Here is a 26594-nt window from a genome sequence, read left to right as displayed (position 1 = left end):
GTATTGTTAATGAAAAATACTCAGGCCTTGGCCAATTTATTGGGCAAAGCGGATCAGGCTGTCGGCAAGCTTATCGGCTGCAGTTTCATAGCCTTGTGCAGAGAAGTGAACGCCGTCTTTGGCTGCCAAGCCTTGCGCCATCCAGTTTTTCATGCTGCATGCGCCGCCCATTGCATCTTGCCAAGACCAGAACATGATTTTTTCATCACGGGCAACACGTTGCTGCATTTGTTGTACTTCGCTGAGCAAGACAGGGCGGTTGCCGCAGCTGCCGTAGGCGGTTTTCAAAGATTCCGGCGCACCGAGGATCAGGATGCCTGCGTTGGGCAGGGTGTTTTTGATTTGATGGATGTAATTGCGCCATGTCCGCTCGGTAGAGGAAATATCGAGGTTGCCGGAAAAGGCTTCATTGGTACCGTAGGCAAGGATGATTAAATCGGCTTTGGTTTGTGCCAAATCTTCCCACATACCCGGCCGCCATTTTGACCATTGGGACAACTGCGCCCCGTTGATGCCCATGGCGGAAACGGTTACGCCGCGTCCGGGACGTTCGATATTAATGAAACCGATTTGCCAAGGCATGCTGCTGCTGAGGGTCATCGGTAGGGAGGCATTGGTACGCACCAGTTGCCAACCGTTTTGTGTGGCCGGGATTTCGCGGCCGTTGACGGTCAGGGTTTGTTCGGACCAAACAGGTTTGCCGAAAATGGAGATTTGTTGCATATCCATGCTGCCGTCGGCCGCGCTTAAGGTAACGCTGCCGCCGTCGGCGCGTGCTTCAATGCCGCCGAAAGAGAAATCGCTGTGTGATTTGCGGCTGCTGATGGTGTTCCAACCGCTGCCGCTGTAACGGACGGTTGCCATGCGCTGGCCTTTGACGGTGTTAGGGTAAACCCAACCGATGCCGCCGTTGCCCCATTTTTGTTGCAAACGGCGGCGCAGGCGGTCGGTGAAATAGTCGCCGGCGGTGTGTGAGTCGCCGACTTGGATAATGCGGAATTTGCCGTCTGAAGTATTGTTGAGCTGTTGCAGTTTGTTCAGCCAGGCAGGGCGGTTGGAGCCGTAGTTGCTTAACAGGCCGTCATCGGCGGCACAGGCTGTCATAGGGAGTGCAAGAAGCGTGAGGAGTAAGGTTTTATTCAATTTCATGGTTGTGTATCGTGTGTAAAATTAATTTTTTCCATAATTTTTTCGGCCAATAGTTTTTGGCCTTCTGCGGAAAAGTGAATGCCGTCCTTGCTGCGGTAACGGATGATTTTTCCGTTGACTTTGACAGAGTCGGCATATTCTTCTGCGCCGTTGCTCAACAGTTTGTCGGTCGGCAGCCAGATGGCTTGAGGCGATACTGTACCCGACAGGATTTTGTCGAGGTAGCGCATCTGTTCGTTGAGCTTGGCTTTTTTCATGTAAGGAATGCCCAGCCAAATGACTTGGACATCATGTGTGGAGGCTGCATCAAGAATACGGCGGACGCGGTTGAGGTATTCCGCTTCCCATTCGGGGGTGGCGAACTTCAGGTATTTTTTACCCATCGGGAAATCCCATGGGTCGTTAGGGCCTAAGAATACAACCAAAACGCGGATGTCGGGTTCTTTTTGCAAAGTTTGTTCGATGGTTTTCGGCCAGTCGAAGAAGTTGGGGTAGGACAAGCCGGTGCTTTGTTTGCTGAGGTTGACCGATTGTACGCCATATTCTTGCTTGAGGTGTTTTTGTACGAAAGGTGCAACGCCCTGCATCAGCGAGTCGCCGGCAAAGAAAACTTTGTTGCCTTTTTTCAATACAACCTGCGTTGCCGACTGATCAGCCTGATTGCTTGGCTCGCTGGCGGCGGTATCCGTATTGTTAGCCGCATCAGAAGCGGCAGTTTCTTTTTGATTGTCCGATGTTTCAATGTTTTCCGTATTTTCAGACGGCCCTGTTGTTTCAATGCCAGAGTCTTCCGAAGCTAAAGCGTCTTCTGCTTCCAGCGAAGCTTTCAGGCCGTCTGAAAATTCGTAGGCTTTTTGTTGCCAATCCGCACCGATACGCCACCAAGCGTATTCGGATAAAGGCTCAAGCGGACTGTTCTCATGATAAGTCTGCTGCCAATAGGCATTGATGGAGTTTTGGGCAAACCACGTCAGTGCAACTGCACTGAGCAGAATCGAAACAAACAGGGAGATAAAGCGTTTCATGTTCTGCTCCTTAGAAGTTGGCGTAAATAAAGCCGGGAATGCCGGACGGGGCGAAGACGATAATCAGGGCGAGGATCAGTGTGATGGGGATAAACCACAGCCATGCAGGCAGTTTGTCCAAGCCCTTTACCGATGCTTCAAATAAGCGAAGCAAATACGGGTACAGCAAAAGCATCAGTGCAAAGGCACCCAGCAACATGAGGTCGGTCGGCAGAGGCGCGTTCCAACCTTTATCATTGGCAAATAAGGCGCTGAACAGCATTTCCGTATCGGCAAGCGTTGCGCTGTTGAACACGACAAACGCGAAACAAACGAAATGGAAGGTAAACAGCCAGGCGAGCGGTTTGCCGATTTTCAGACGGCCTAAGGCATTGCGGCCGACGATTTTATCGCCGCAGTTAAGCAATACCAAGGCCACACCGTGCAGCGCGCCCCAAATCAAAAAGCTCCAGCCGTAGCCATGCCAAATGCCGGAAAGCAACATGGCAATCATCAGATTGAGCTGGGTGCGTCCGAAGCCTTTTTTGCTGCCGCCCAAAGGGATATAGATATAGTCGCGAATCCAAGTGGACAGGCTGATGTGCCATCTGTCCCAGAAGTCGCGGATGTTGATGGCGCGAAGCGGCGCGGCGAAGTTTTTCGGCAGTTGGAAGCCGAGCAGCATGGCCAAGCCGATGACCAAATCCGAGTAGCCGGAAAAGTCGAAAAAGAGTTGGAAGGTGTAGCCATAAATTGCAGACAACACGCCCCAGCCGTCGAACTGGGCCGGGTTTTCAAAAACAGGCGATACCCAGCCTTCCGCCAATACGCCGGCAAGCCACCATTTTTTAGCAATGCCCAACACAATCAGGCCGACCGCCAACGCCGGATAAATCAGTTGGCGTGCCTGTTTGGTGCGGATTTGCGCCAATGCCCCCGCCTGTTCGCCGTCTATGCTTTTAAAAGCGGCCGCGCGGATAATTGGGCCGGATGTGATGGTGGGGAAGAAGCTCAGATGCAGTAGGAGTTCGTGCCATTCAAAACGCTCTCCCTTAGGCTCGCGGTAGCAATACACCAAGTAAGCCAGCGATTGGAAAGTGTAATAAGACAAGCCCAAAGGCAAAAGGATGTCGATGACGGCGCTTTGCCCTGTATATTGCTGAATAATCGGGCGGAAAAAGTCGAAATATTTGAAGAAACACAAAACAGTCAATGCCGCTGAAATACCGCAACCTAGCCAAAATTTGCGGATATTCTCGTTTTCAGAAAACATCAGCACGCTGATCAGGTAAACCACAGACGAGTAAACCAAAATCAGCGCGGCAAAAATGGGGTCGATACGGTAAAGCCAGCCCAGACCGGCAACCAAAAGTAAAACGTTTTGAACTTGCGGCAAACGTGCAAATGCCCAGTACAAGGGCAAAAATACGATAAAGAATACCGCAAATTCAATAGACAGCAACGGCATGACAATTCCTTGATGTGTTTAAACTTTCAAACTTTTCGATTGATTGTTATTTTTTGGCGTTAAGTTTGGCACGGATAATTTCGACTACCGCGGGTAAAATCGAAATCACGATGATTGCCGCCATGACTAAGCCCAGATTGTTTTTGACGACGGGGATATTGGCGAAGAAGTAGCCTGCATAGGAAAACAACAATACCCACAACACTGCGCCGATAATGTTGTAACGGATAAACGTCCCGTAGTGCATATCGCCCATACCAGCGACAAATGGTGCAAACGTCCGCACAATCGGCACAAAGCGCGCAATGATGATGGTTTTGCCGCCGTGTTTTTCATAGAACGCATGGGTTTTTTCCAAATACGAACGGCGGAAAATTTTGGAATCAGGATTGGCAAACAGTTTTTGTCCAAAATACTTGCCAATCATAAAATTGGCCGCATCGCCTAAAATGGCGGCTGCTAAGAGTAGCAATACCATGACGTGGATGTTCATGCCGCCGATGGCCGCAATACCGCCGGCGGCAAACAGCAGCGAGTCGCCGGGCAAAAATGGCGTTACGACCAAACCGGTTTCGCAGAAAATCACAACAAACAAAATCGCGTAAATCCACGGGCCGTATTGGGCGGAGAGGTGGACAAGGTGTTGGTCGATATGGAGGATGAAATCGATAATGGTAGAAATCACTAGGGTTCCCAAATAAAAAGGCCGTCTGAAAAAGAACAGACAAATGTTTCGGCAAGAAGTTCGACATTGTAAAACCAAAGCGGAATAAAACCAATGCCGTAAGCTGTTTAGAAGTGCAGATATGTTGCAGGTATAGGCTTCAGACGGCCTTTATCCTTGATGGTGGACGGCAAAACAACGTAAAATAAGGCCGATTTCAATCTAACCGGTGCGCCTTTGTGAATCAGCTCATCTTCGATTTTGCCAGCCATGATTATCCCGGCTTCGACAAATTTCTGGGAACAGAAAATGCCGAGCTGGTGTATGTGTTGCAGCACAAACATGGGCAATTTATCTATGTGTGGGGCGAAGAGGGCGCAGGCAAAAGCCATCTCTTGCAGGCATGGGTCGCCCAGGCGCTTGATGCCGGGCGAAATGCCCTCTATATTGATGCCGCTGCCACGCCGCTGACAGAAGCCGCGTTGGATGCGGAATATCTTGCCATTGACCAAATCGAAAAGCTTAATAATGAAGAACAGGCTTTACTGTTTGCCATCTTCAACCGCTTCCGCAACAGCGGCAAAGGCTTTTTGCTTTTGAGTTCCGAATATACGCCGCAACAACTCGTTATCCGCGAAGACCTGCGCACACGCATGGCGTATTGCTTGGTTTACGAAGTCAAACCGCTGACCGACCGGGAAAAAATCGATGCGCTTGTCAGCATGGCAGCCGCCCGTCAGGTAACCATCGATCCGGAAATCTTCGAATACCTGCTGAACCATTGGCGGCGCGATATGGACAGCCTGATGCAAATGCTCGATACCCTCGACAACTACGCCGTTATGATGGGCAAGCGCATTACTTTGCCGCTTTTGCGCCAGCTTTTAAAACAACAGGAAACCCAATGAAAAACCTTGCCATTTTCGACCTCGACAATACCTTAATCAATACCGATTCGGATCACTCCTGGCCGCAATACCTGATTAAAAAAGGCATAGTCGATGCGGCTGAAACCGAGGCGCAAAATGAAAAGTTTTACCAAGACTATCAAAACGGTTGTCTTGATATCGATGCCTTCCTCAAATTCCATCTCGCGCCTTTGGCCCGTTTCAGCAAGGAAGAATTGGCTGAGTTTCATCGCGAGTTTATGGCTGAATATATTGTTCCGTATATTTCTCCGATGCAGCGTATGTTGGTGCAAAGCCATCAAATGGCGGGCGACGAAATGCTGGTTATTTCTTCGACCAACGAATTTATCATTACCCCAATCTGTCATCTTTTCGGTATTCACAATGTTATCGGCACACAGCTTGAAACCGGCGAAGACGGCCGATATACCGGCAACTATGTCGGTACGCCCAGCCTGAAAGAGGGCAAAATTACCCGATTGAACCAATGGCTTGCCGAGCGTGGCGAGACCTTTGAAAGCTACGGCAAGGTTTATTTTTACAGCGACTCCAAAAACGACTTGCCGCTGCTGCGTATCGTGGACGAACCTGTCGCCGTCAATCCGGATGCCGAGCTGGAAAAAGAAGCTAAAGCAAAAGGTTGGCCGATTTTGAATTTCAAATAAAGACGAATCAGGCCGTCTGAAATATTTAACTTAACCACAACCCTAATAAGGACTAAAACATGAAAACGACTAAACTCCTCGCCTCAGCCCTGTTGTTTGCTGCTGTATTCGGTACTGCACAAGCAGCCGATACCGAAACTCTGGAGGCCATGAAAGCGCAAAACGGCAGCGTTAAAACCGTTTTGATGGATGTTTTCACGACTCCTGCCGGCAATGTTGACCGCGTGAATATCATTCAATCCAGCGGCAATCCTGAAATGGACGAACGCGCAGTGAAAAGCGTTTCCAAATATCCTTATCCTAAACGCAAAACCGCATCTAAATACCAACACACCGTTACTTTTGAAACCAATGTTGAAGTAATCAACAACTGATTCGGACGCGAGGCCGTCTGAAAAACAAAAGGCGTTTTGATTGGGAAATTCCCTGTCAAAACGCCGTTTTATTCGTTAAACAAGTATAACCAAAATTGCCGTAAAACCACACGCTCCGGTGCTATACTAAAACAAATAAACCGCTTCATCACACATCATGTCTCCCCGTCCAGTTACCATTACTTCTTACAATATGCACAAAGGCATGTCTGCGCTCAACCGCAAAGTGCAGGTCAACCGCATGGCTGATGCGCTGGGTGCATTGGGTTCGGATGTTTTGTTTTTACAAGAAGTTCAAGGACAACATCTCAACAGAAGCCGCCGTACCGACTTTCCTGATGCGCCGCATTACGACATCATCGGCGACAGCCTCGATTATCATCGCAGCTACGGCAAAAATGCCGTCTATCCCAAACGACACCACGGCAACGCCATTCTCAGCCGCCTGCCGCTGAAAACGGAAAACAACCTCAACATCAGCGTCAATAAACTCGAACAGCGCGGCCTGTTGCATTGCGAGGTCGTACCCGAAGGCTGGGAAGATCCGCTGGTGTGTCTGTGTGTCCACCTCAATCTGCGCGAACCTGACCGCCTCAAACAATACCGCGCCATCAGCGACTATGTTGACCGCCATATCAACCCTGACAGCCCCTTGATTATTGCCGGCGATTTCAATGACTGGCGGCAAAAATCAGCACGTGAGCTGGGCAGGGCATTAGATTTGAACGAAGTATTTGTCGATAATACAGGCAAACGACCCAAAACCTTCCCCTCGCGTCTGCCCATCCTCAGCCTCGACCGCATTTACACGCGCAACCTTGATGTCATCGATTCTGAAATTCACAACAGTAAAGACTGGCAGCATTTGTCAGATCATCTGCCATTGAGTGTAACAGTTAGACCACATCGTAAAATGGATATGAAGTCCGATAGGAAAATGTAAGGCTGAAATTTTTTAAAGCAAAGCACTATTGGTAATGTATCGAAAGAAAAAGTTTTTCACTCAGATATTTGAGACAAAACAGGCCGTCTGAAACGTTTCAGACGGCCTGTTTTAAGTTTATAAAAAAAGCGCAAACCTTTTTAAATCAAAAGTTTGCGCTTTAAATCTGGTGGAGGCGGGGGGAATCGAACCCCCGTCCGAAAGTCCTCTACAGAGCGTTCTACATACTTAGTTGTGTCTATTTAGAATCTCGTCCCCATCATGCCGACCAACAGGCCTTCAGGGAACCAGTTACCTTAAATCTCGTTTCCTGCCAAGTAACCCGACAGAAAACCAGTCAATGTAGAATGACGTTGCGGTAGCTTGCGCTACACAGCCCATTGACTAACTGCTGCAACGGCAGGCCTTAAGCGGCCAGTGCGTAAGTTTCGTCGTTTGCGACTATTTAAATTCAGTGTTTAACGGGAAATCTGAGACCCCGGTATGCCCGCATCTGCTTTGCAACCCCCGTCGAAACCAAGATCGCCCCCAGATAGGAAGGGTTGATTATACGCATGTCGGCGGGCTTTGCCAAGTTGCTGTTTGATTAAAAAGGCCGTCTGAACAGCGGTTTGCTTTTTCAGACGGCCTCTTTGTTTAGGTTTATTGACGGTAGTTTTGCAGGAAGCGTTCGAGTTTGCCCATGGCCTCTTCAATTTGATGAACGGGCGGCAGGGTAACGATACGGAAGTGGTCGGGGCGTATCCAGTTGAAGCCTGTGCCTTGGACGAACAGGACTTTTTCACGTACGAGTAAGTCGTAGATGAATTTCATGTCATCGTGGATGCTGTACATTTCAGTATCGATTTTAGGGAACATATACAATGCGCCCATGGGTTTGACGCAGGATATGCCGGGAATCTGGTTGACCAGTTCCCATGCTTTGTTGCGTTGCTCGAGCAGGCGGCCGCCGGGGAGGAGGAATTCGTTGATGCTTTGGTATCCGCCCAAGGCTGTCTGAATGGCGTGTTGCATGGGTGTGGTGGCACAAAGGCGCATAGACGAGAGCATGTCCAAGCCTTCGATATAGCCTTTTGCATGATGTTTCGGGCCGTTGAGTATCATCCAGCCTTGACGGAAACCGGCAACGCGGTAGGCTTTTGAGAGGCCGTTGAATGTCACGGTCAGGAGGTCGGGGGCGAGCGCGGCGATATGGTGGTGTACTGCGTCGTCGTAGAGGATTTTGTCGTAAATTTCGTCGGCAAAAATAATCAGGCCGTGTTTGCGTGCCAATTCGGCGATTTCAAGCAGGATTTCTTTGCTGTACACCGCGCCTGTCGGGTTGTTGGGGTTGATGACGACGATGGCTTTGGTTTTAGGCGTAATTTTGGCTTCCATGTCGGCCAGGTTGGGAAACCAGTTGTTTTCTTCGTCGCATAGATAATGGCGGACGGTACCGCCAGCCAGTGTCGCGGCGGCGGTCCACAAAGGATAGTCCGGTGCGGGAATCAGGATTTCGTCGCCGTCGTTGAGCAGCGCCTGCATGGACATGGTAATCAATTCGGAGACGCCGTTGCCGATGTAAACGTCGTTGACGGTAACGTCGAGCAGTCCTTTGGTTTGGTAGTAGTGGACGATGGCTTTGCGTGCGGAGTAAAGGCCTTTGGAGTCGCAATAGCCTTGAGAAGTGGGCAGGTTACGGATGACGTCAACCAAGATTTCGTCAGGCGCTTCAAAGCCGAACGGAGCCGGATTGCCGATATTGAGCTTGAGGATTTTGTTGCCTTCTTCTTCCAGTTGCAGGGCTTTTTTGTGAACCGGGCCGCGGATGTCGTAGCAAACGTGGTCCAGTTTGGATGATTTGGGGAATTTCTCCATGATGTGTGTTCCGTAAAATTGTTAACAATGGGATAAATGTACTCTTTTTGCGGGTAAATTAAAAGGGTTTCAGACGGCCAAGGCTTACTTATTGCGCGCTTCGGCACGGCGAACCGTCACGCTTTTGCCGCCTATGCCCCAGTTGTCCATATCGATTTCGTCGATGACGACGACAGTTGTCTCAGGATTTTTGTTGAGAACGCGTGAGAGTAATTCGGTGACGCCGCGGATTAATTCGGCTTTTTGTTCTGCGCTCGGGGCTTCGCTGCCGCCGGTTACTTTAATGTTGACGTAGGGCATGGCTTCCTCCTTTGAAAATAACGTTTATATGTTATCTTATTTTTATCAGGCCGTCTGAAATTTAATTGCAGGATTTTTCATTGCTCATGACTGCTTTTACAAAGAATTAAGTTTTTTGGGATGGATTGTTTTTACAATGCGGTTTTATTTTGGATGGATATCATCATGAACCGTTTTCTTCAGACTTTGATTGTGGCCGCTCCGATGGTGATTGCCGCGCCTTATGTGGCGGCGGAAACGCATCCTGCGCAAAAGCAGATGCAGCAGAACATTGATTCTGTGTTGAAAATCGCACGTAATACGTCTTTGACAGAGGCGCAACGCGTGAAACAGGTTGAGCAGTATGCCAACCGTTATTTGGATTATGAGCGTATTTCGGCTTTGGCGGTCGGTGCGCCATGGCGTGAATTTTCTGCCAAACAGAAAACCGATTTTATCCGTGCATTCAAAGACATGGTCATTGCGATGTACTCGCATTCCGCGTTAATTGGCGCGGCGGATGCAAATGTGCGCCTGTTGCCGAAGATGACGGCAAACGGCAATAAGTTTGACGTTTTCTCAGAAATTCAAACCAAAAAAGGCACGAAGTATGAGGTGGCTTACCAACTTTACCAAAGCGGCGGTGTGTATAAGATTTACAACATCCGCGTGGACGGTACCAGCTTGGTAACGGTATACCGCAATCAATTTGGCGAGCTGATTAAGAGCAAAGGCATTGACGGTACGATTGCCACTGTCGAAGCCAAGGGCTTGAAGAAACAATAAGGCAGATTGATAAAAGGCCGACTGAAACTTGTTTCAGACGGCCTTTTTGTATTACGGGCTGATTAGGCGCGTTTGCGGAATTCGCCGGTACGGGTATCGATTTCGATTTTGTCGCCGTTTTCGATGTAAGACATCACTTGGATTTCAGTGCCGCCGACCAGACGTGCGGTTTTCATCACTTTGCCGGAAGTATCGCCTTTAACGGCAGGCTCGGTGTATTCAACTTCGCGAACGATGATGGTAGGCAATTCTACGGAGATTGGGTTGCCTTCGTAGAAAGTAACTTCGCATTGGTCTTCCATGCCGTCAACGATGAATTTCAACGCGTCGCCGATGTTGTCGGCTTCGATTTCGTATTGGTTGAATTCTTCGTCCATGAAGACGTACATTGGGTCGGCAAAGTAGCTGTAAGTACAGTTTTTGCGGGACAGGATCACGACGTCGAATTTGTCGTCGGCTTTGTAAATGGTTTCAGTAGCGGCACCGGTCAGCAGGTTTTTCAGTTTCATGCTGACTTTGGCGGAAGAGCGGCCGCCTTTGATGTATTCGGTTTTTTGAACGACCATAGGATCGTTGCCGACCATGAATACGTTGCCGGCGCGCAGTTCTTGTGCTGTTTTCATTGTGGTTTTCCAATCAAATCGGTTGTAATAAAACGCGCTATTTTAGCGTATTTTTTTGTGCTTTGAAATAAAGGCGGCAAGTTTTTCAACGGCACTTTTTTGGGCAAAAAGTCCGTCCCGCCATTTTGCTGCGCTTTGGCGCCATTCGTTTTGGTGTGCTATCAGGGTTTGCCATGCCTGCAGGCGTTGGTTGTCGCTGAGTGCTTCGCCGTTGTTGAGTTCGTCGGAAAGGAGGCGGTGTGCCGTGGCGACAACATCCGGATAAACCTGATGCGCTTTGTCCCAAAAAGCGTGCAGCTTGTCGAGATGGATATTTTCTTCTTGCGGATAGATGTGCCAAAAGAAAGGTTTTCCGGCGAGCTGGGCGCGAACAAAGCTGTCTTCGCCGCGTATGACGGCGCCGTCGGCAAGATTGAGCAGTTTGTCGAAATCCTGTTGGGCAACGAAAGGGATTTTGATTAGGTTAACATGTTCGCTCTGATACATATCGCTGTCTTCAAGCAGGGCATTTTGCGGTACTAGACCGCTGTCTTTCAGACTGGCAATGATTTGTGTACCTGCAAGCAGCAAGGTAATGGGTTGGCCGGTCTGTTGCCACATGGTCAGCCATTTTGCCCAAATATCGCTTTGATAGCCGAAAAGCAGCCATTCGGACTCGTTTTTTGCGGGAAGTTTGAGTTGTCGGCGTAAGGTTTCCGTATCAAAGCGGGCAGATTCGGCGTAATCGCGTTCGCGCAGCAGGCCGCCGCTTTTTTCGCTGAAACCCATAAACCAAAAGTATTTCTGTATGCCGCCGGCTTGGGGCGAGGGCATTAAGTGCAGCCTTTCGTTGCTGTCTTCCGCGCTGAGGTATTCCCAGTTGAGCCAAAGCGGTTGGTGTTGGCGGATGATGGATTGAACGTTGTCGGGCAGTTCGCAGGCGAAGGTTTCGATGACGATGTCGGGGGTAGGGGCGGTATCGGTATCTTCGGCATGGTCGGCTTGCCAGGCATGAACGCCGATGCCTTGATGGATATTGGGAATCGAGGCCAAATCAGGGCAGAGTGCTTGAAGGGACGGGAAATCGTCTGTCCACAAATGCACTTGCCAGCCGAGTTCGCGTTGCAAAACACGCGCCAGCCGCCATGAAACGCCGATGTCGCCGAAGTTGTCGATGACGTTGCAAAAAATCCAGCAGGTATAAGGTAGGGGGGTGTTCATGGAAAAATATGCCCAAGGCCGTCTGAAAACATCAGAATGCGCCGAAATAGTGGAACAAATAAACAATCAGCAAAACAATCGGGATAAACATCCATATGCTTTGCCGTTTCAATTCGGGCTCTTGTTTGAGGTGGTGTTTGATGACGTCAAAGAGGACGAATTTAAATAGGAACGTGGCTTCGCAGGCAAGGATAATGCCGTTGATGAGGTGTTGCGTTTTGTCTTCGGGCGGGTTGAGGGCAAACCATAAAAGGGTGACAAGCGGAATCAGGCAGACGGCGAGCCAGCGCAAAAGAATGGGTTTGGACATGGTGTGTGTGCAAGAAATAAAAGAAACATTATACCCTGTCGTCTTTCAGACAAGTGCAAATCAGGCTATCATTCGGTTTATTTGAAGCGAACATTTATCCCTATGCAAACCCAAGCCATCATCCGCCATATCGTTCAATGGCTCAAAGATTACGCCGAGCAGGCGCGTGCCAAAGGTTTTGTCGTCGGTGTATCCGGCGGCATCGATTCTGCCGTGGTTTCCACCCTTGCCGCGCAAACCGGTTTGTCGGTTTTGTTGTTGGAAATGCCGATTCGTCAGAAATCCGACCAAGTCAACCGCGCACAAGAACACATGGCCCGTCTGAAACAGCGTTATCCCAATGTAAAAGCGCGAAGCGTTGATTTGACTCCGGCGTTCGATACGTTTGCCGATACCGTTGACGTCAGCGAAACCGAATTTCCCAACAAACAGCTGGCACTGGCCAATGCACGCAGCCGCCTGCGCATGACGACGCTTTATTATTACGGTCAGTTGCATGGTTTGCTGGTGGCGGGGACGGGCAACAAAATTGAAGATTTCGGCGTCGGTTTCTTCACCAAATACGGCGACGGCGGCGTGGACATCAGCCCGATTGCCGATTTGACCAAGACTCAAGTGTACGCGCTGGCAGCCGAGCTGGACGTATCGGAAGACATTCAAAAAGCCGTGCCGACAGACGGCCTTTGGGATACCGAGCGTACCGATGAAGAGCAGATGGGCGCATCTTATCCCGAACTCGAATGGGCGATGAGCGTGTACGGCAGCCACAAGCCTGAAGATTTTGAGGGCAGGCAGCGCGAAGTTTTGGCAATCTATACCCGATTGCACAAAGCCATGCAGCACAAAGTCAATCCGATTCCGGTTTGCAAGATTCCGGAAGAATTGTTTTAAGTTTGAATATCAAAAGGTCGTCTGAAAACGCTGGATTAAGGTTTTCAGACGGCCTTTTATATTTTATTTCAATAAGAATTGGGAATATGCTTGAAAAACAGCATCATCAAATACCAGAACAGCGTAGCGACTGCCGCGCCCAGCAATACCCACGCGCTGATTTTGGCGATTTCCCGAATGGTGCGCTTTTGTTGGCGGCTGAACAGACGGTTCACAATCAATGCCGCGATGGCGCAAAAGAAAAAGAATCGCAAAAGCCTGCCTATCATTCTACATCCTCCCAAAAATATTGCCTCTAATTAGGGCAGGCCGTCTGAAGCCTCATGCACAAAACAAAAACGAAACGTTATAATACCCCTTTTGCCGCATCACTTGGAAATTACAAATGACAACAAATGCCTCAGTGGGCATTGTAACGCCCCGGAAAATTCCGTTTGACACACCGCTTGCTCTGGAAAACGGCAAAACCTTACCCCGTTTCGACCTGATGATTGAAACCTACGGCACGCTCAATGCCGACAAAAGCAATGCCGTCCTTATCTGCCACGCCTTATCAGGCAATCATCACGTTGCCGGCAAGCACAGTGCGGAGGATAAATACGCCGGTTGGTGGGACAATATGGTCGGCCCCGGCAAACCCATTGATACCGAACGCTTTTTTGTGGTCGGTTTGAACAACTTGGGCGGCTGCGACGGCAGCACCGGCCCTTTGTCCGAGAATCCTGAAACCGGCCACGAATATGGTGCGGATTTTCCGGTTGTAACCGTCAAAGACTGGGTGAAGTCCCAAGCCATGCTTGCCGATTATCTCGGTATCCAAAAATGGGCGGCCGTTGTTGGTGGCAGCTTGGGCGGCATGCAAGCATTGCAATGGACGATTTCTTTGCCCGAACGGGTTGCCCACGCACTCGTTATTGCTTCCGCGCCTAAACTTTCCACCCAAAACATCGCGTTTAACGATGTTGCCCGTCAGGCGATTTTGACCGATCCCGATTTCCACGAAGGTAATTACCGCAGCCATCATACCGTTCCTTCACGCGGTTTGCGTATCGCGCGCATGATGGGACACATCACCTATCTTGCCGAAGACGGTTTGGGTAAAAAATTCGGCCGCATTTTAAAATCAGACGGCTATCAGTACGGCTACGGCGTTGAATTTGAAGTGGAATCTTATCTGCGCTATCAAGGCGACAAGTTTGTCGGCCGTTTTGATGCCAACACTTATCTGCTGATGACCAAGGCGCTCGACTACTTCGACCCGGCCGCTGATTACGGCCACAACCTCACGCGCGCCGTGGAAAATGTCCAGGCCAAATTCTTCGTTGCCAGCTTTAGCACCGACTGGCGCTTCTCGCCGCAACGTTCGCATGAATTGGTCAAGGCATTAATCGCCGCGCAAAAATCTGTGCAGTACATTGAAGTCAAATCTAATCACGGCCACGATGCCTTCTTGATGGAAGACGAAGCCTATATCCGCGCGGTTGCCGCTTACATGAACAACGTTTACAAGGACTGCCAATAATGAATCTGCGCGACGATTTGCAACTCATTTACGATTGGATACCCGAAGGCAGCCGCGTACTCGATTTAGGTTGCGGTGACGGCGAGCTACTGGCCGCGTTGGTAGCGCATAAAAACTGTGCCGGTTACGGTATTGAAATCGATACCGACAGCGTGATTGCCGCCATGACCCGCGGTGTAAATGTTATTCAGGCCGACTTGGAAGAGGGTTTGGCGGCGTTTGGCGATCAAAGCTTTGATGTGATTGTTTTGAGCCAAACCATTCAAGCCATGCAGAACACGGAAAAAATTCTGCGCTGCCTGATGCGCGTGGCCAAACAGGCCATCGTCAGCTTCCCTAACTTCGGCTATTGGCGCAACCGCTTTCAAATCGCCGTCGGCGGCCATATGCCGGTTTCCGAGCGCATGCCGTATCATTGGTATGATACGCCCAATATCCATTGGTGTACCCTCAAAGACTTTGATTTGCTGTGTGCCAAAAACAAAATCCGCGTGCTTGAGCGTGCGGTCATGACGGGCAACCGACAGGTCAAACATCTGCCGAATTTATTGGGCAGCCTGGCGTTTTACCGCGTGGGTTGATACGGCAATCAATAAAGGCCGTCTGAACAGGTCATCATGAAGCATGGCTTTTGCGGATACCTGTTCGACGGCCTTTTATTGTTCCAGCCGGTTTAAGCCTGTTTCAATTTTTCCAATAAGGCCAAACTGCCGGCATCGACCAGGCGGTAGGTTTCGTCAAAGTCGCCTGTGTACCACGGATCGGGAACGTGGTTGTAGCCTGAATCTGGGATAAGGTCGGTCAGTTTGAAGATTTTGCCGGGGTGAAAACCGAGCTGTTTTTCGGTTTCTCTGAGGTTGTTGTCATCCATCACGATGATGTAGTCGAAATGTTCGGCATCGCTGGGTTTGATTTTGCTGCTGGTAAAGCCTGACGGGTCGATGCCGTGTTGTTTGAGCACGCGGCGCGTGCCTTCGTGCATGTTTTCGCCGTCGTGCCAGCCTGATGTGCCTGCGCTGGCTGTGATAACGGCATTGCCCATGCCTGCTTCGCGGGCGCGGTGGCGCAGGACGTATTCGGCCATGGGGGAGCGGCAGATGTTGCCGAGGCAGACAAAAAGAATTTTGTGGGTTTTCATGTTTATGAAAATGAGCGGTAAGGTTTGAAAATCAATGCAACACGCTGAACCGTTTTCAGACGGCCTTGCGTGTCGCATTTTCAATTTAGTTTACATTGCTGAAGAAAGGATTGTGGCCTTCCAGTTTCAACGCTTGGGCATAAGTAGGGATGTTCTCGTTTTCGCCCAATGGGTTGTGTAGCAGGTAGAGGTGCTCGATTCGGCATTCAGCCATCAGGTCGAGGAAGTTTTGCTGAACGATGGCGATATTGTCGGTTGAAGCCAGCTCCCAAGTGAAGGTCTGCGGAACGATTTCAAACGCGCTGTCTGTCGCGTTGAAGCTGAACTGGAGCTTGCCGTCCGCCTTGGCTGCGGCAACAACGCCGACGCGCGGGCTTTGCATACGGATGGCGCGGATGGCGTTGGTGGCAAAAACGTCCATGGCCATGCGTTGGCGGGTGTGGCTGCCGTCGGTCAGGGCGTCAAGCGGCGTATTGGGCGAGAGCGGGTTGGTAAAGAGGGTAACGCCGTCGAGGGCGAGATGCTCTTGCCAAACCTGCATCAATGGCAGGCCTGCCTGTTGCAGGTTGAGGCCCAAGGCCGTCTGAATGTCTTTATTGCCGTAGCCCAGCGCGTAAACAACATGGACGGATTGGCCTTCGGGCAGCGTCAATGGTTTGTATTCGAATTTTTGCAGGAATGCGCCTGCCGCTTCATCGTTTTGCTTGGCTTGGAACCATTCGCCCGGGGTAACGCTGCTCAAGTCGGTCGATTGGACGAGGTAGGGCAGCCATTGCGTGTTTTGCGTGAGGGCGCGCAGGTTGGGGTAGTTTTGCAGGCATGCGAAGAGGGCTTCGGTAGGCAGCGTGAGCGGCAGGGTTTGTTCTTTTTTGCAACCGGCAACCAAAACCACAGGCAGGGCAAACCATTGGGCTTCGTTATCGTTTTCTGCCTTCAGGACTTCGCCCACGCTTTGAATCAGGCTGGTGTAAGTGCCGACATCGGGCGCCATGGTCATCGCCAATGAAAGGTTGATGTAATGGTTTTGGCTGAGCATGGTGCGGATTTCGGTTTGCAGTTGGCCGGCTGAAAGCTTGCGTGATGCGGAGGAGGAGTTGTGCGCCAGCTGATAGGCATTGAGCAGAAGGTGGTTTTTGATAGGGCTTTGCGGATAAGGGCGGGTATCGGGAAGAACAAAGGTTTTCATGGCGGTTTGAAGTGTTGTGTTGTAAGTGTGGCGATTATAGCAATTTAGTCGGTTGGTGTGCTTGTTAATACATGAAATTCAAATGACGGCAGGATGTACGCTTCATTTTTATGCAGTTTCAGTGTCGGTATTTTGAGGCTGAAGAGGATGGGGCCCGATGTGTTATAATTCATGACCAAACATAATTCAGAAAGGAACAAAATCATGCGCTTGCTTCATACTATGCTGCGTGTCGGCAATCTCGAACGCTCTTTGGATTTCTATCAAAACGTATTGAATATGCAACTGCTGCGCCGCCGCGATTATCCTGAAGGCCGTTTTACTTTGGCTTTTGTTGGTTATGGCGATGAAGCGGACCATACTGTTTTGGAACTGACCCACAATTGGGATACCGAGTCTTACGACTTGGGCGATGCTTACGGCCATATCGCGATTGAAGTCGATGATGCTTACGCTGCGTGTGAACGTGTCAAAGAAAAGGGCGGCAAAGTGGTACGCGAAGCTGGTCCGATGAAACATGGCACGACTGTGATTGCGTTTGTCGAAGATCCGGACGGCTACAAAATCGAATTTATTCAAAAGAAAAGCGGTAGCGATTCGGTACAATATTCATCTTAAGACATAAGATAATGGGAAAGGCCGTCTGAACATTCAGACGGCCTTTTGTTTGATCAGCCCAACTGTTTTTGCTTTTCGCTCAACAGGGCGTGTACTTGAAGCGCGGTGGCGTAGCGGTCTTCTCCCGCTTCAATCGGATCAAGGAAATGCAGCTCGACCGTGCTGGAAGGCTGGCTGATGACCATGCAGATGGATTGCCAGAGGCTGATATCGCCGTAGTAGGCGGTGTGCGGATTGGGGCTGCTGCCGTCCGGGTTCGGATAGCGGCAGAGTGCCGGAATAATCGGTACGCCTGCATCGTAGGCCGTCTGAAAAAAGCTCGGTTTGAACGGCAGGATTTCACGGCCTTCGGTACTGGTGCCTTCGGGAAAAATGGTGACGGTATCGCCGTTTTTCAGCGCTTCGGTTACGCCGGCGATTTTGGCAGAATTGCCTTTGATGCCGCGGTTGCGCGAGACGTAAACCGTTTGAGCCTGTGTGGCAAGATAACCGACCACAGGCCATTTGGCCACATCGTCTTTAGCCACAAAACGGCCGGGGAAAGCACCGTTGACCGCCATAATGTCCAACCATGAAATATGGTTGCTGATAATCAGCTGACCGCGATCTTCTTGCGGCGGCGTGCCGAAAGTTTGCAGTTTCATGCCGCAGGAAGCGAGCACGCGCAGCGACCATAATTGGATCGCGCGCAGTTTGCGTTTGCTGCTGTAAAAGGGAAACAGAAAAAACATTTCGGCCATGCCGTATAAAAGGCAGCCGGCAATGCAGAGAAGACGGAAGATAAAACGGATTTTGGCGGTCATTGTGTGTGTTTTTATAAAGATTAGGCAGGCCGTCTGAAGTTTCAGACGGCCTTTTATTATGAATCGGCTTTAGGGGCAAAACGCTGCAAGTAGCGGTCGGAAAGGTGGTTGATGTCCATCATGATCAGCACATCCGCGCAGTTGAACGCTTCATCGACGCAAGGCTCGCCGCAGAACCACGCGCCTGCTTTGAGATAGCCTTTGATCAGGGCAGGTACAGGCGGATTTTCAGACGGCGTGATGCTGTCCCATTTGAGCGGGTTGAGCGGTTTGACACACCATTGTGCCGGAGCGAGGTATTTGTCTTTCAAAGCATGATACAGGCCGGCCGCATCGTTGCCGCCGTCACGCATTTCGATACTGCCGCAACCAATCATAAAGCGCAGGTTTTCGTCTTTCATGAATTTGACCAAACCGGTCCACAACAGCATGACCAAGCCGCCGTTGCGGTAGTCCGGGTGGGTACAGGCGCGGCCGAGTTCGACGGTTTGCGGCAGGATGTCTTTCAAAGGCTCAAGATCAAATTCATGCTCGCTGTACCAGCCACCGACTTTTTTTGCGGTTTCTTCGGTAATCAGGCGGTAGCAGCCGATTACCTCGCCGGTTGCATCGTCAAAGGCGAGCAGGTGGTGGCAATGTTCATCATAAGGATCGACATCGCGGCCGTCATCGCTTTCGATTTCCGCACCTAACTCTTGGGCAAAAACCTGATAGCGCAATCTTTGGGCGGCTTCGATTTCAGCTTGGGTTTCTGCAAGGCGTACGCTCAGGCCGATTTTGGGGCCCGTTTGATTGAAACGGCTGGGGGACATGATGTTTCCTGTTTGAAGAAAATGGCTGATTATAGCGGATATACGGACAGATTTATATTGATTTGCTTTGCGGTAGGGCAAATTATGTCGGGTTGTTGGAAAAAGGCTTCAGGCCGTCTGAATTTGGCATGCCAAGCGGTAGAAGCGTAAAATCAACGTTTTTGCCGCTTTTTTATTATGGAAACCTCTTTCCTGCTTGCCGGAAAAATTACCGAGCTGACGCTGATTGTTTTGATGGGCGTGGCTTTGGTGAAGGCCGGGCTGTTGAAATCGGAAAACAGCTACACGCTCTCGGTCATCGCGCTTTACTTGATCAGCCCGTCTGTCATGATTCATGCCTTTCAGATGGACAATACGCCGCAGATTATCGAAGGGCTGAAGCTTTCCGTCACGCTGGCGGTGTTTTTCCATGTGGTGCTGATTGTTTTGGGCAGGTTGTTTAAACACTTGTTCAAACTCGATGCGCTCGAACACGCGGCAACGGTGTACAGCAATTCGGGCAACCTGATTATCCCTTTGGTGATGTCGGTATTTGGGCCGGAATGGGTGATTTACACCACCGGTTTTATCTTGGTGCAGACGTTTTTGTTTTGGACGCATCTGCGCCTGTTGATTTGCGGTCGCGGCAATGTGGCTTGGAAAACCATTTTCACCAATATCAACATCTTATCCATGCTGGTCGGGCTGCTGATGTTTGCCTTTCAAATCAAGCTGCCGCACATTGTCGATAATACTTTGGCGACGGTGGGCAGTATGATTGGCCCAGTTGCCATGTTGGTGGCGGGTATGCTTTTGGCTTCTTTGCCGCTACGCTCGATTATGTGGACGCCGAGGCTTTATCTCGTTGCTTTTTTAAGGCTGATTTTGATTCCGATATTATTGCTTTTTGCCGTCAAAGTTTGCGGTTTTGCCCATCATGATGTGCATACGGATACGGTTGTTTTAATCAGCTTTTTGGCAACGACTTCGCCTGCCGCTGCGACAGTTACCCAAATGGCGGTTGTTTACGGCAAAAATGCCCAAAAAGCCAGCGCGATTTATGGGCTGACAACCTTGCTGTGTATGGTAACCATGCCGGTCATGATTGCGTTATATCGTTGGATTATTTAAGAAAAGGGCAGGCCGTCTGAAACTTTGACTTTATGTTTCAGACGGCCTGTTTGTTATTTTAAATTTGAAAATAACTTTTATTATCAATTAATTAAACAATTAAAAAGCTATACAAAGACGGTAGCTGCGTGTATCCTTATGTCTAACATTCATTCAATATAAATCTTTAAAGGAACACAGCCATGACCGACTTTACCCTTTGGGAAACCGCGCCTTTCAATTCCACCATTGACCATATTTTGCAGCGTTACCACAATGTCCACCGTGCCCAGTTTGAAGAGTTGGTTCCGCTGGCGCAAAAAGTAGCGCAGGTTCATGCCGATACTTTTCCTGCCGAAGTTCCTGATTTGTTGGCCTATATGCAAAACGAGCTGTTGATGCACATGATGAAAGAGGAGCGCATGTTGTTCCCGATGATTAATCAGGGCGTGGGCCGTGGTGCGGCCATGCCCATCAGCGTGATGATGCACGAGCATGAAGAACACGACCAAGCCATCGCGCGTTTGGAAGAATTGACCAATAATTTTGAGCTTCCCGAAGGTGCTTGCGGCAGCTGGACCCGTTTGTACGCATTGGCCAAAGAGATGGTGGACGATTTGAAAGACCACATCCACTTGGAAAATGAGATTTTGTTCCCCCGCGTTTTAGCTTCTTAAGAATTGATGTTAATCAAGGCCGTCTGAATGTTCAGACGGCCTGTTCTTTAATCCCTTGCTAAGTTAGTACAATAGTTCTAAAATTTTAATAAAGAAACAAAAATAAGCAGTAAAGGCACACATCCGTTTTTTTGTTTACTTGAGAAGGAGTTTATGAATGAAACATTCTAAAGTTTTACTATCGGGTATTCTGTTTGCTGCTGTGACTGCATGCGCCCAAGCGACGGACGGTAGCTGGAGTGCCCTGCAGGATACGAAAACAGGCGTGCAGTCGCGACCTTATTATGAATTTGGCAATGTGGTTCAGAAGATTTCTTTTAAGAAAACCGGTAATCCGGAAAATGGTCTGAAAAAGCCTGTCTTGACGGTGTATCGCCAGGGCAAGCTGTTGGGCGAAGCATATAATTTGGAAGCCTCTCATGGCAGCTCCTTGTTGCCAACCCTGTTTCTGGTAAACGGCAAGTCATTAAATGTAAATGACGGCAACGATAAAAAACAATTGGCTTCTGCGAAGAGAATCGATTTTTACGATTTCGGTCACGGCCGTATCGGCCATGCAGTCTTTACCGCGCCTAACGGTATCTGTCAGGATATGAAACACGGCAAAGGCGTTTCTTATAAATTGATTACCAACTATATTGATTTTCCGGATTATCCTTCGCCTGAAAATATCTTGATTATCACTGCGCAAGGCAAATATGAGCAAGACGGGTTTATATTGGATGCCACTGAGTCAAGAGTGACCAGTGCCAATAAAGAGTTTGCCAAAAAATATGGCGAAGCCCTGAAATCCAAGAATGGCCCTGAGACCAGGCATGTGAATATGGCCAATGCAGCCAGTGCGGAAAAAGGCAGACTGTTGGCTGATTATATCTGTCAGTAATCATATTAAAGGCCGTCTGAAATTCAGACGGCCTTTTAAAATCATGAATGCATCTCTTGTTCAAACGACAGCAGAATCTGTTTTACTTCATCCGCTTCTTTGACGGCACGGATACGGTCGAACAATATCTGTGCCTGTTCAAACTCTTTTTTCATCATGCCCAGCCACTGTTTCAAACGGGCAACCGGATATTTGTTGTTGGCCTCTTTGGCAAGGCATAAGTCGAAGAATTGGACTATCCATGAGGAGACTTCGGCAAAGTCGGTGTCTTTCACTGTTTCGCCGTTTTCATATTGCTTGATTTGCCGCGCCAAGTCTGGACGGATAACCGCGCCGCGCCCGAGCATCACGCTGTCGCAGCCGCTGACGGTTTTAATGTCGAGATAGTCTTGAAGGCTGAACACATCGCCGTTGGCAGTAACGGGAATACTGACTGCATCGCGGATTTTGCGCACCCATTCCCAATGTGCCGGCGGCTCGTAGCCTTCGACTTTGGTGCGCGCGTGGACGGTCAACGCGCATGCGCCGCCGTTTTCAATCGCGGAAGCGCATTCCAATGCCAGACTTTTGTCTTCATAACCGAGCCGCATCTTGGCAGTCAGCGGAATGTGTTGTGGCAGGCGTTGGCGCAGGGTGTGGACGATGTGGTAAATCAAGTCGGGCTCTTTGAGTAAGACCGCGCCGCCTTTGTGTTTGTTGACCGTCGGCGCGGGGCAGCCGAAGTTGAGGTCGATTTTGTCCGCGCCGAAACGCACGGCTTCCAAAGCATTGACGGCCATGTTTTCCGCATCGCTGCCCAAAAGTTGGACAGTACAGGGTGTGCCGGCCGGCGTGCGGTTGGCATGGGCGATTTCGGGAACATATTTAAGCCAAGTGGCGCGTGAGTGGACCGTGTGTGTAATGCGGACAAATTCGCTGACGCATTCGTCAAATCCGCCGATGCGCGTCAACAGGTCGCGCATCACATCGTCCACCAGCCCCTGCATGGGGGCAAGAATAAGCTGCATGAGTCAGGCCGTCTGAAAAAAGGAGGACATATTGTAGCGGTATATCGGTTAAAATACAGCTTCCTTTTTCAGACGGCCTTTTTATGATGCACACAATTCCGGCAACCGCCGCCATGTTGGTAAAAAATTCAGAACGTTATCTTTCAGAAGTTTTGAGTGCGTTGAAAGACTTTGACGAAGTCCTGCTGTTGGACAACGGCTCGACCGACCGTACTTTTGAAATTGCTAAGGGCTTTCCCAATGTCAGCTATTACAAGCATGACTTTATCGGGTTTGGCCCGATGAAAAATCTGGCGGCCAGACTGGCGCAAAATGATTGGATTTTCAGCATAGACAGCGATGAAGTGGCGGATGAAGCTTTAATTGAATCCATTCGTGCGGCCGTTTTGGAAAATGAGAAGGAACACATCTTTTCGCTTTCCCGTTTGAACCATTACCACGGCAGACTGATTAAAGGCTGCGGCTGGTATCCGGATATTATTCCGCGCCTTTACCATCGCAGATTTACCTGTTTTTCCGACCGTCAGGTGCATGAGTCTTTGGTGTTGCCGCAGGAAGCCAAGGTTAGACAACTCGATGGCCGTCTGAAACATTATTCTTTTGAAAACGCCGAAGGGCTGATTCAGAAAATGCAGCAGTACAGCTCGCTGTATGCGGAAGAAAACCGCTTCAAGAAAGACAGTTCGCCGTTTAAGGCTTTACTGCATGGCGGCGTATCGTTTGTGAAAAATTACCTGCTCAAGCGCGGTTTTGCCTATGGTGCGGATGGCCTGACGATTTCGGTGTCCAACGCGCAAGGTTCGTATTACAAATATGTCAAACTCTACGAGCGCAACCGCACGATAACCGTCTCCCTCATCATCACCACCTACAACCGCCCCGATGCTTTGGAGCTGGTGTTGAAATCGGCTTTATCGCAAACCCGTCTGCCGGATGAGATTATTGTCGCGGATGACGGCTCAAGGCAGGAAACCGCCGAAGTGGTTGATTTTATCCGCCGTAGGACAAGCATTCCTGTTAAACATTCATGGCAGCCGGATAGAGGCTTTCGTGCTGCCGAATCGCGCAACCGTGCGCTGGCGCAGGCGAAAAGCGATTATATTGTGTTGATTGACGGCGATATGGTTTTGGATCCGTCTTTTATTGCCGATCATTTGAAGATTGCCCGAAAGGGCCGTCTGATACAGGGTTCCCGCGTGATTTTGACTGAGGATAAAACGCAGGATATTTTAGACGAAGGCGATTTGCCTGCTTTGTCCATGTTCAGCTCGGGAATAGAAAAACGGCTTTCCGCCCTGCGCTGTCGTTGTTTGGCCAAACTGGCAGGCCGAAAAGGTAACCGCAAACACAAAGGCATCAAAACCTGCAATATGGGCTTTTTCCGCAGCGATGCGCTTGCCGTTAACGGGTTTGACAATAGCTTTGTCGGCTGGGGCAGGGAAGACAGCGAATTTGTCGCCCGTTGCTATCATAACGGTATGAAACGCCATAATTTGAAATTTGCCGGCATTGCGTACCACCTCTGGCACAATGAGGCAGAACGCGATTCCTTGCCGCAAAACGACGCCTTGTTGGAGGCAACCTTGTCGGAACGCAAAATCCGCTGTGTTCATGGCGTATCGGATTTTATAAAAGATGAAGAAGTAGCTGGAAAATAGCTTTATCATTTCATCTGAATCATAGAGGCCGTCTGAAAATCTTCAGACGGCCTTTTTTGTGCTTTTGATGAGTCTATTGGTTAAATGAGAATATTATTTATTTGATGTAGATCAGTATGTATAATTAGGTAAAGTATGGTTAGGGAAGAGGGTTTACTCTATAATCCAATCGTTTGTAATTTTATTTCGGCGAAGGCCGGATTTTGGGAGTTGTGATGTCAACTATGTTTTTTATCCAGTTTGCCGTTGTGCTGCTGTGTATCCTGATTGGCGCGCAGGTTGGCGGTATTGGTTTGGGCGTGCTCGGCGGTATCGGCTTGGCCGTATTGTCTTTTGGTTTCCATCTTCAGCCGACCAGCCCGCCGATTGATGTGATGCTGATGATTATGGCGGTAGTGTCTGCTGCGGCGGCCATGCAGGCCAGCGGCGGTTTGGACTATATGATTAAAATTGCTACGCGCGTGTTGCACCGCAATCCGAAATACATCACCTTTATCGCGCCGGCGGTAACGTACACCTTTACCGTGTTGGCGGGTACGGGCCATGTGGCTTACTCGGTCTTGCCCGTGATTGCCGAAGTCAGCCGCCGCAATGGCATCCGTCCTTCCCGTCCGTTGACAATGGCGGTTATCGCTTCCCAATTTGCGATTGTTGCCAGCCCGATTGCCGCCGCCGTTGTTGCCTGCGTCTCCATGCTTGAGCCGCAGCACATCACGATGGCGGATGTGTTGAAAGTCACCGTTCCGTCCACGATTTTGGGTATCGGTTTGGCTTGCGTGTTCGTAAACAAACTGGGTAAAGAGTTGAAAGACGATCCGCATTATCAGGCTTTGTTGAAAGACCCGAACTATGTGAAAGAATACATCGATGTGGAGGAGCAAAAAACCGATGTCGTCATTTCGCCGAAAGCCAAATTGTCGGTCGGTATTTTCTTGACTGCGGCATTGCTGGTGGTTGTGATGGGTGCGCTGCCTGAGTTGCGTCCGGCTTTTGAACACGATGGCGCGATCAAGCCTATGGGCATGGCGCATACGATTGAAATCGTGATGCTGTCTGCTTCTGCGCTGATTATTTTGGCGTGTAAGCCCAATGGCGATGCGATTACCCGAGGTTCGGTATTCCACGCCGGTATGCGTGCCGTGATTGCGGTGTTTGGCGTGGCTTGGTTGGGCGATACCTTGATGAACGGCCACTTAACAGAAGTGGAATCGACCGTCAGTCATTTGGTTGAATCTGCACCATGGACCTTTGCCTTTGCCTTGTTTATCTTGTCGGTATTGGTCAACAGCCAAGGCGCGACAGTGGCAACGCTGTTCCCAATCGCTATCAAACTGGGTATTCCTGCGCCCATCATTATTGGCACATTTGTCGCGGTAAACGGCTATTTCTTCATTCCAAACTACGGTCCGATTATTGCCGCTATCGACTTCGATACAACCGGCTCAACCAAAATCGGCAAATTCATCTTCAACCACAGCTTCATGATTCCGGGCTTGTTGAGTATGGCATTTAGTCTAGTTTTCGGTTTGTTGTTGGTTCAACTGTATTATTGATGGACTGAACAATGAAGGCCGTCTGAAATTAAATTTCAGACGGCCTTTTTGATATTGTTATTTAGCAGGTTAATTGCAGTATTTATTGACGTCGTTTTGGTATTGCTTAATCAGGCTGTCGCGATTGGCCAAGCGTGCGCTTTCGGCGACTTGGCGGTTGATTTTGGCGATTTTGCAGTTTTCCAGCTTGTTTTGGTGGTTTTGCTCTTCGATTTTTTTATTGCGTTCTTCGATTTGTTTGTTTTGTTCCGCGACCTGTTCGTTGGGCTGCTCGGCAACCGGTTCAGATGCCGCAACAGCAGGTGCAACGGCAGGTTTAACGTTGTGCGTGCGGATGTTGACCACGCCGGAACGCTTCGGTTGCAGGCGGTTTGGCGTATCGGAATAGCTGTTGCCCGATGAGCCTTTCCAAGTGTAAACCTCGGCCGCGTCGGTCAGGGCGGCGGAAGAGAGAAGGGCTGCTATCAGACAGGTTTTGAGTACGGAAGATTTCATGGGTTTCCCTTATGTAAATGATGTTCTCATGC

General features: G+C 49.7%; 30 protein-coding genes and 1 other RNA gene. 14 read left to right on the top strand and 17 right to left on the bottom strand.

The features are described 5' to 3' along the window. Positions 1-36: 36 nt before the first annotated feature. The 4 genes from ACTHUF_RS06640 to ACTHUF_RS06625 are packed head-to-tail and all read right to left on the bottom strand — an operon-like array spanning position 37 to position 4306. Positions 37-1149 (bottom strand): SGNH/GDSL hydrolase family protein, encoded by a 1113-nt coding sequence (locus ACTHUF_RS06640; protein WP_440407373.1) that lies wholly within the window; start codon positions 1147-1149, stop codon positions 37-39. After that, positions 1146-2174 (bottom strand): peptidoglycan O-acetyltransferase PatB, encoded by a 1029-nt coding sequence (patB, locus tag ACTHUF_RS06635; RefSeq protein ID WP_315093781.1) that lies wholly within the window; start codon positions 2172-2174, stop codon positions 1146-1148. The genes ACTHUF_RS06640 and patB overlap by 4 nt, the downstream gene beginning before the upstream one ends. Positions 2175-2184: 10 nt before the next feature. Further along, entirely contained in the window at positions 2185-3621 is a 1437-nt protein-coding gene (locus ACTHUF_RS06630) for an MBOAT family protein (protein WP_315093779.1), read from the bottom strand. Positions 3622-3667: 46 nt separating this feature from the next. Beyond that, positions 3668-4306 carry a DedA family protein gene (locus ACTHUF_RS06625; protein WP_315093777.1) on the bottom strand — a complete coding sequence of 213 codons (639 nt, stop codon included), beginning with the start codon at positions 4304-4306 and terminating at the stop codon, positions 3668-3670. A gap of 218 nt (positions 4307-4524) precedes the next feature. Between ACTHUF_RS06625 and hda the strand changes: the two genes are divergently transcribed. The 4 genes from hda (at position 4525) to ACTHUF_RS06605 (ending at position 7175) form a co-directional block, all read left to right on the top strand. Continuing rightward, complete coding sequence (hda, locus tag ACTHUF_RS06620) at positions 4525-5193, top strand: DnaA regulatory inactivator Hda (protein ID WP_003682428.1); 669 nt, start codon at positions 4525-4527, stop codon at positions 5191-5193. Then, entirely contained in the window at positions 5190-5858 is a 669-nt protein-coding gene (locus ACTHUF_RS06615) for an HAD family hydrolase (protein ID WP_003747163.1), read from the top strand. Before hda ends, ACTHUF_RS06615 begins: the two co-directional genes overlap by 4 nt. 59 nt (positions 5859-5917) lie before the next feature. Beyond that, a complete protein-coding gene (locus ACTHUF_RS06610) occupies positions 5918-6232 on the top strand; it encodes a TonB family protein (protein ID WP_003747161.1) in 315 nt (104 codons plus the stop codon). Positions 6233-6389: 157 nt separating this feature from the next. Continuing rightward, positions 6390-7175 carry an endonuclease/exonuclease/phosphatase family protein gene (locus ACTHUF_RS06605; protein ID WP_049348663.1) on the top strand — a complete coding sequence of 262 codons (786 nt, stop codon included), beginning with the start codon at positions 6390-6392 and terminating at the stop codon, positions 7173-7175. 167 nt (positions 7176-7342) lie between these two features. On the opposite strand, the gene ssrA is transcribed toward ACTHUF_RS06605, so the two are convergent. From ssrA to ACTHUF_RS06590, 3 genes are all read right to left on the bottom strand, one after another. Next, positions 7343-7705: a transfer-messenger RNA gene (gene ssrA / locus ACTHUF_RS06600) on the bottom strand. A gap of 112 nt (positions 7706-7817) precedes the next feature. Next, positions 7818-9032 carry a pyridoxal phosphate-dependent aminotransferase gene (locus ACTHUF_RS06595; protein WP_003747157.1) on the bottom strand — a complete coding sequence of 405 codons (1215 nt, stop codon included), beginning with the start codon at positions 9030-9032 and terminating at the stop codon, positions 7818-7820. An 84-nt stretch (positions 9033-9116) separates the two neighbouring features. Continuing rightward, positions 9117-9332, bottom strand: a complete 216-nt coding sequence (locus tag ACTHUF_RS06590) for a tautomerase family protein (RefSeq protein WP_003682441.1) — start codon at positions 9330-9332, stop codon at positions 9117-9119. Between the two features lie 165 nt (positions 9333-9497). Here ACTHUF_RS06590 and ACTHUF_RS06585 point away from each other — a divergent pair, with 165 nt between their 5' ends. Further along, positions 9498-10097 carry an MlaC/ttg2D family ABC transporter substrate-binding protein gene (locus ACTHUF_RS06585; RefSeq protein ID WP_036491216.1) on the top strand — a complete coding sequence of 200 codons (600 nt, stop codon included), beginning with the start codon at positions 9498-9500 and terminating at the stop codon, positions 10095-10097. A gap of 62 nt (positions 10098-10159) precedes the next feature. Here the strand turns inward: ACTHUF_RS06585 and efp are convergent, their stop codons facing one another. From efp to ACTHUF_RS06570, 3 genes are read right to left on the bottom strand one after another with little or no spacing between them, the layout of a single operon-like run. Then, on the bottom strand, positions 10160-10720 hold the full coding sequence (efp, locus tag ACTHUF_RS06580; protein WP_036490530.1) for an elongation factor P: 561 nt from the start codon (positions 10718-10720) through the stop codon (positions 10160-10162). 42 nt (positions 10721-10762) lie between these two features. Then, a complete protein-coding gene (gene earP, locus ACTHUF_RS06575; RefSeq protein WP_315093770.1) occupies positions 10763-11920 on the bottom strand; it encodes an elongation factor P maturation arginine rhamnosyltransferase EarP in 1158 nt (385 codons plus the stop codon). Positions 11921-11951: 31 nt separating this feature from the next. Next, a complete protein-coding gene (locus tag ACTHUF_RS06570) occupies positions 11952-12230 on the bottom strand; it encodes a hypothetical protein (RefSeq protein WP_440407372.1) in 279 nt (92 codons plus the stop codon). Positions 12231-12332: 102 nt separating this feature from the next. On the opposite strand from ACTHUF_RS06570, the gene nadE reads away from it, so the two are divergent. Further along, positions 12333-13121 (top strand): NAD(+) synthase, encoded by a 789-nt coding sequence (nadE, locus tag ACTHUF_RS06565; RefSeq protein WP_315093768.1) that lies wholly within the window; start codon positions 12333-12335, stop codon positions 13119-13121. 68 nt (positions 13122-13189) lie between these two features. On the opposite strand, the gene ACTHUF_RS06560 is transcribed toward nadE, so the two are convergent. Beyond that, the gene (locus ACTHUF_RS06560) at positions 13190-13390 is read right to left on the bottom strand and encodes a protein MIGRI (protein ID WP_049348678.1); all 201 of its coding nucleotides are present in this window, start codon (positions 13388-13390) and stop codon (positions 13190-13192) included. Between the two features lie 116 nt (positions 13391-13506). Between ACTHUF_RS06560 and metX the strand changes: the two genes are divergently transcribed. Continuing rightward, the gene (metX, locus tag ACTHUF_RS06555) at positions 13507-14643 is read left to right on the top strand and encodes a homoserine O-succinyltransferase MetX (RefSeq protein WP_440407371.1); all 1137 of its coding nucleotides are present in this window, start codon (positions 13507-13509) and stop codon (positions 14641-14643) included. Continuing rightward, the gene (gene metW / locus ACTHUF_RS06550; protein WP_049322294.1) at positions 14643-15224 is read left to right on the top strand and encodes a methionine biosynthesis protein MetW; all 582 of its coding nucleotides are present in this window, start codon (positions 14643-14645) and stop codon (positions 15222-15224) included. The genes metX and metW overlap by 1 nt, the downstream gene beginning before the upstream one ends. Before the next feature lie 92 nt (positions 15225-15316). Here metW and ACTHUF_RS06545 read toward each other — a convergent pair whose 3' ends face one another. Beyond that, entirely contained in the window at positions 15317-15781 is a 465-nt protein-coding gene (locus ACTHUF_RS06545; RefSeq protein WP_036493856.1) for a low molecular weight protein-tyrosine-phosphatase, read from the bottom strand. Positions 15782-15866: 85 nt separating this feature from the next. Further along, positions 15867-16967, bottom strand: coding sequence for a conjugal transfer protein (locus ACTHUF_RS06540; protein ID WP_222571139.1), 1101 nt, complete (start codon positions 16965-16967; stop codon positions 15867-15869). 204 nt (positions 16968-17171) lie between these two features. Between ACTHUF_RS06540 and gloA the strand changes: the two genes are divergently transcribed. Next, on the top strand, positions 17172-17585 hold the full coding sequence (gloA, locus tag ACTHUF_RS06535) for a lactoylglutathione lyase (protein ID WP_049348681.1): 414 nt from the start codon (positions 17172-17174) through the stop codon (positions 17583-17585). A gap of 53 nt (positions 17586-17638) precedes the next feature. On the opposite strand, the gene ACTHUF_RS06530 is transcribed toward gloA, so the two are convergent. Beyond that, the gene (locus tag ACTHUF_RS06530) at positions 17639-18388 is read right to left on the bottom strand and encodes a lysophospholipid acyltransferase family protein (RefSeq protein ID WP_063075462.1); all 750 of its coding nucleotides are present in this window, start codon (positions 18386-18388) and stop codon (positions 17639-17641) included. 56 nt (positions 18389-18444) lie between these two features. Continuing rightward, the gene (locus tag ACTHUF_RS06525) at positions 18445-19200 is read right to left on the bottom strand and encodes a GNAT family N-acetyltransferase (protein WP_004519852.1); all 756 of its coding nucleotides are present in this window, start codon (positions 19198-19200) and stop codon (positions 18445-18447) included. A 177-nt stretch (positions 19201-19377) separates the two neighbouring features. On the opposite strand from ACTHUF_RS06525, the gene ACTHUF_RS06520 reads away from it, so the two are divergent. The 3 genes from ACTHUF_RS06520 to ACTHUF_RS06510 all read left to right on the top strand — a co-directional run bounded on the left by ACTHUF_RS06520 (position 19378) and on the right by ACTHUF_RS06510 (position 21849). Beyond that, positions 19378-20310: an AEC family transporter gene (locus ACTHUF_RS06520; RefSeq protein WP_440407370.1), complete on the top strand. Its 933-nt coding sequence runs from the start codon at positions 19378-19380 to the stop codon at positions 20308-20310. A gap of 182 nt (positions 20311-20492) precedes the next feature. Continuing rightward, on the top strand, positions 20493-20966 hold the full coding sequence (gene dnrN / locus ACTHUF_RS06515; protein ID WP_049344701.1) for an iron-sulfur cluster repair protein DnrN: 474 nt from the start codon (positions 20493-20495) through the stop codon (positions 20964-20966). A 157-nt stretch (positions 20967-21123) separates the two neighbouring features. Next, positions 21124-21849, top strand: a complete 726-nt coding sequence (locus tag ACTHUF_RS06510; RefSeq protein WP_440407369.1) for a hypothetical protein — start codon at positions 21124-21126, stop codon at positions 21847-21849. Positions 21850-21890: 41 nt separating this feature from the next. Here ACTHUF_RS06510 and ACTHUF_RS06505 read toward each other — a convergent pair whose 3' ends face one another. Next, entirely contained in the window at positions 21891-22856 is a 966-nt protein-coding gene (locus ACTHUF_RS06505) for a tRNA dihydrouridine synthase (RefSeq protein WP_049344699.1), read from the bottom strand. 83 nt (positions 22857-22939) lie between these two features. Here ACTHUF_RS06505 and ACTHUF_RS06500 point away from each other — a divergent pair, with 83 nt between their 5' ends. Continuing rightward, positions 22940-24514, top strand: a complete 1575-nt coding sequence (locus ACTHUF_RS06500) for a glycosyltransferase family 2 protein (RefSeq protein ID WP_440407368.1) — start codon at positions 22940-22942, stop codon at positions 24512-24514. 224 nt (positions 24515-24738) lie between these two features. Then, positions 24739-26067, top strand: a complete 1329-nt coding sequence (locus ACTHUF_RS06495; RefSeq protein ID WP_440407442.1) for an anaerobic C4-dicarboxylate transporter family protein — start codon at positions 24739-24741, stop codon at positions 26065-26067. 69 nt (positions 26068-26136) lie between these two features. On the opposite strand, the gene ACTHUF_RS06490 is transcribed toward ACTHUF_RS06495, so the two are convergent. Next, positions 26137-26562, bottom strand: a complete 426-nt coding sequence (locus ACTHUF_RS06490; RefSeq protein ID WP_219088671.1) for a DUF4124 domain-containing protein — start codon at positions 26560-26562, stop codon at positions 26137-26139. Positions 26563-26594: the final 32 nt, after the last annotated feature.

Origin of the sequence: Neisseria sp. P0024.S006 (genome assembly GCF_051956595.1) — a bacterium.
Classification (GTDB): Bacteria; Pseudomonadota; Gammaproteobacteria; order Burkholderiales; family Neisseriaceae; genus Neisseria.
This window is presented reverse-complemented; position numbering and strand designations above follow the sequence as displayed.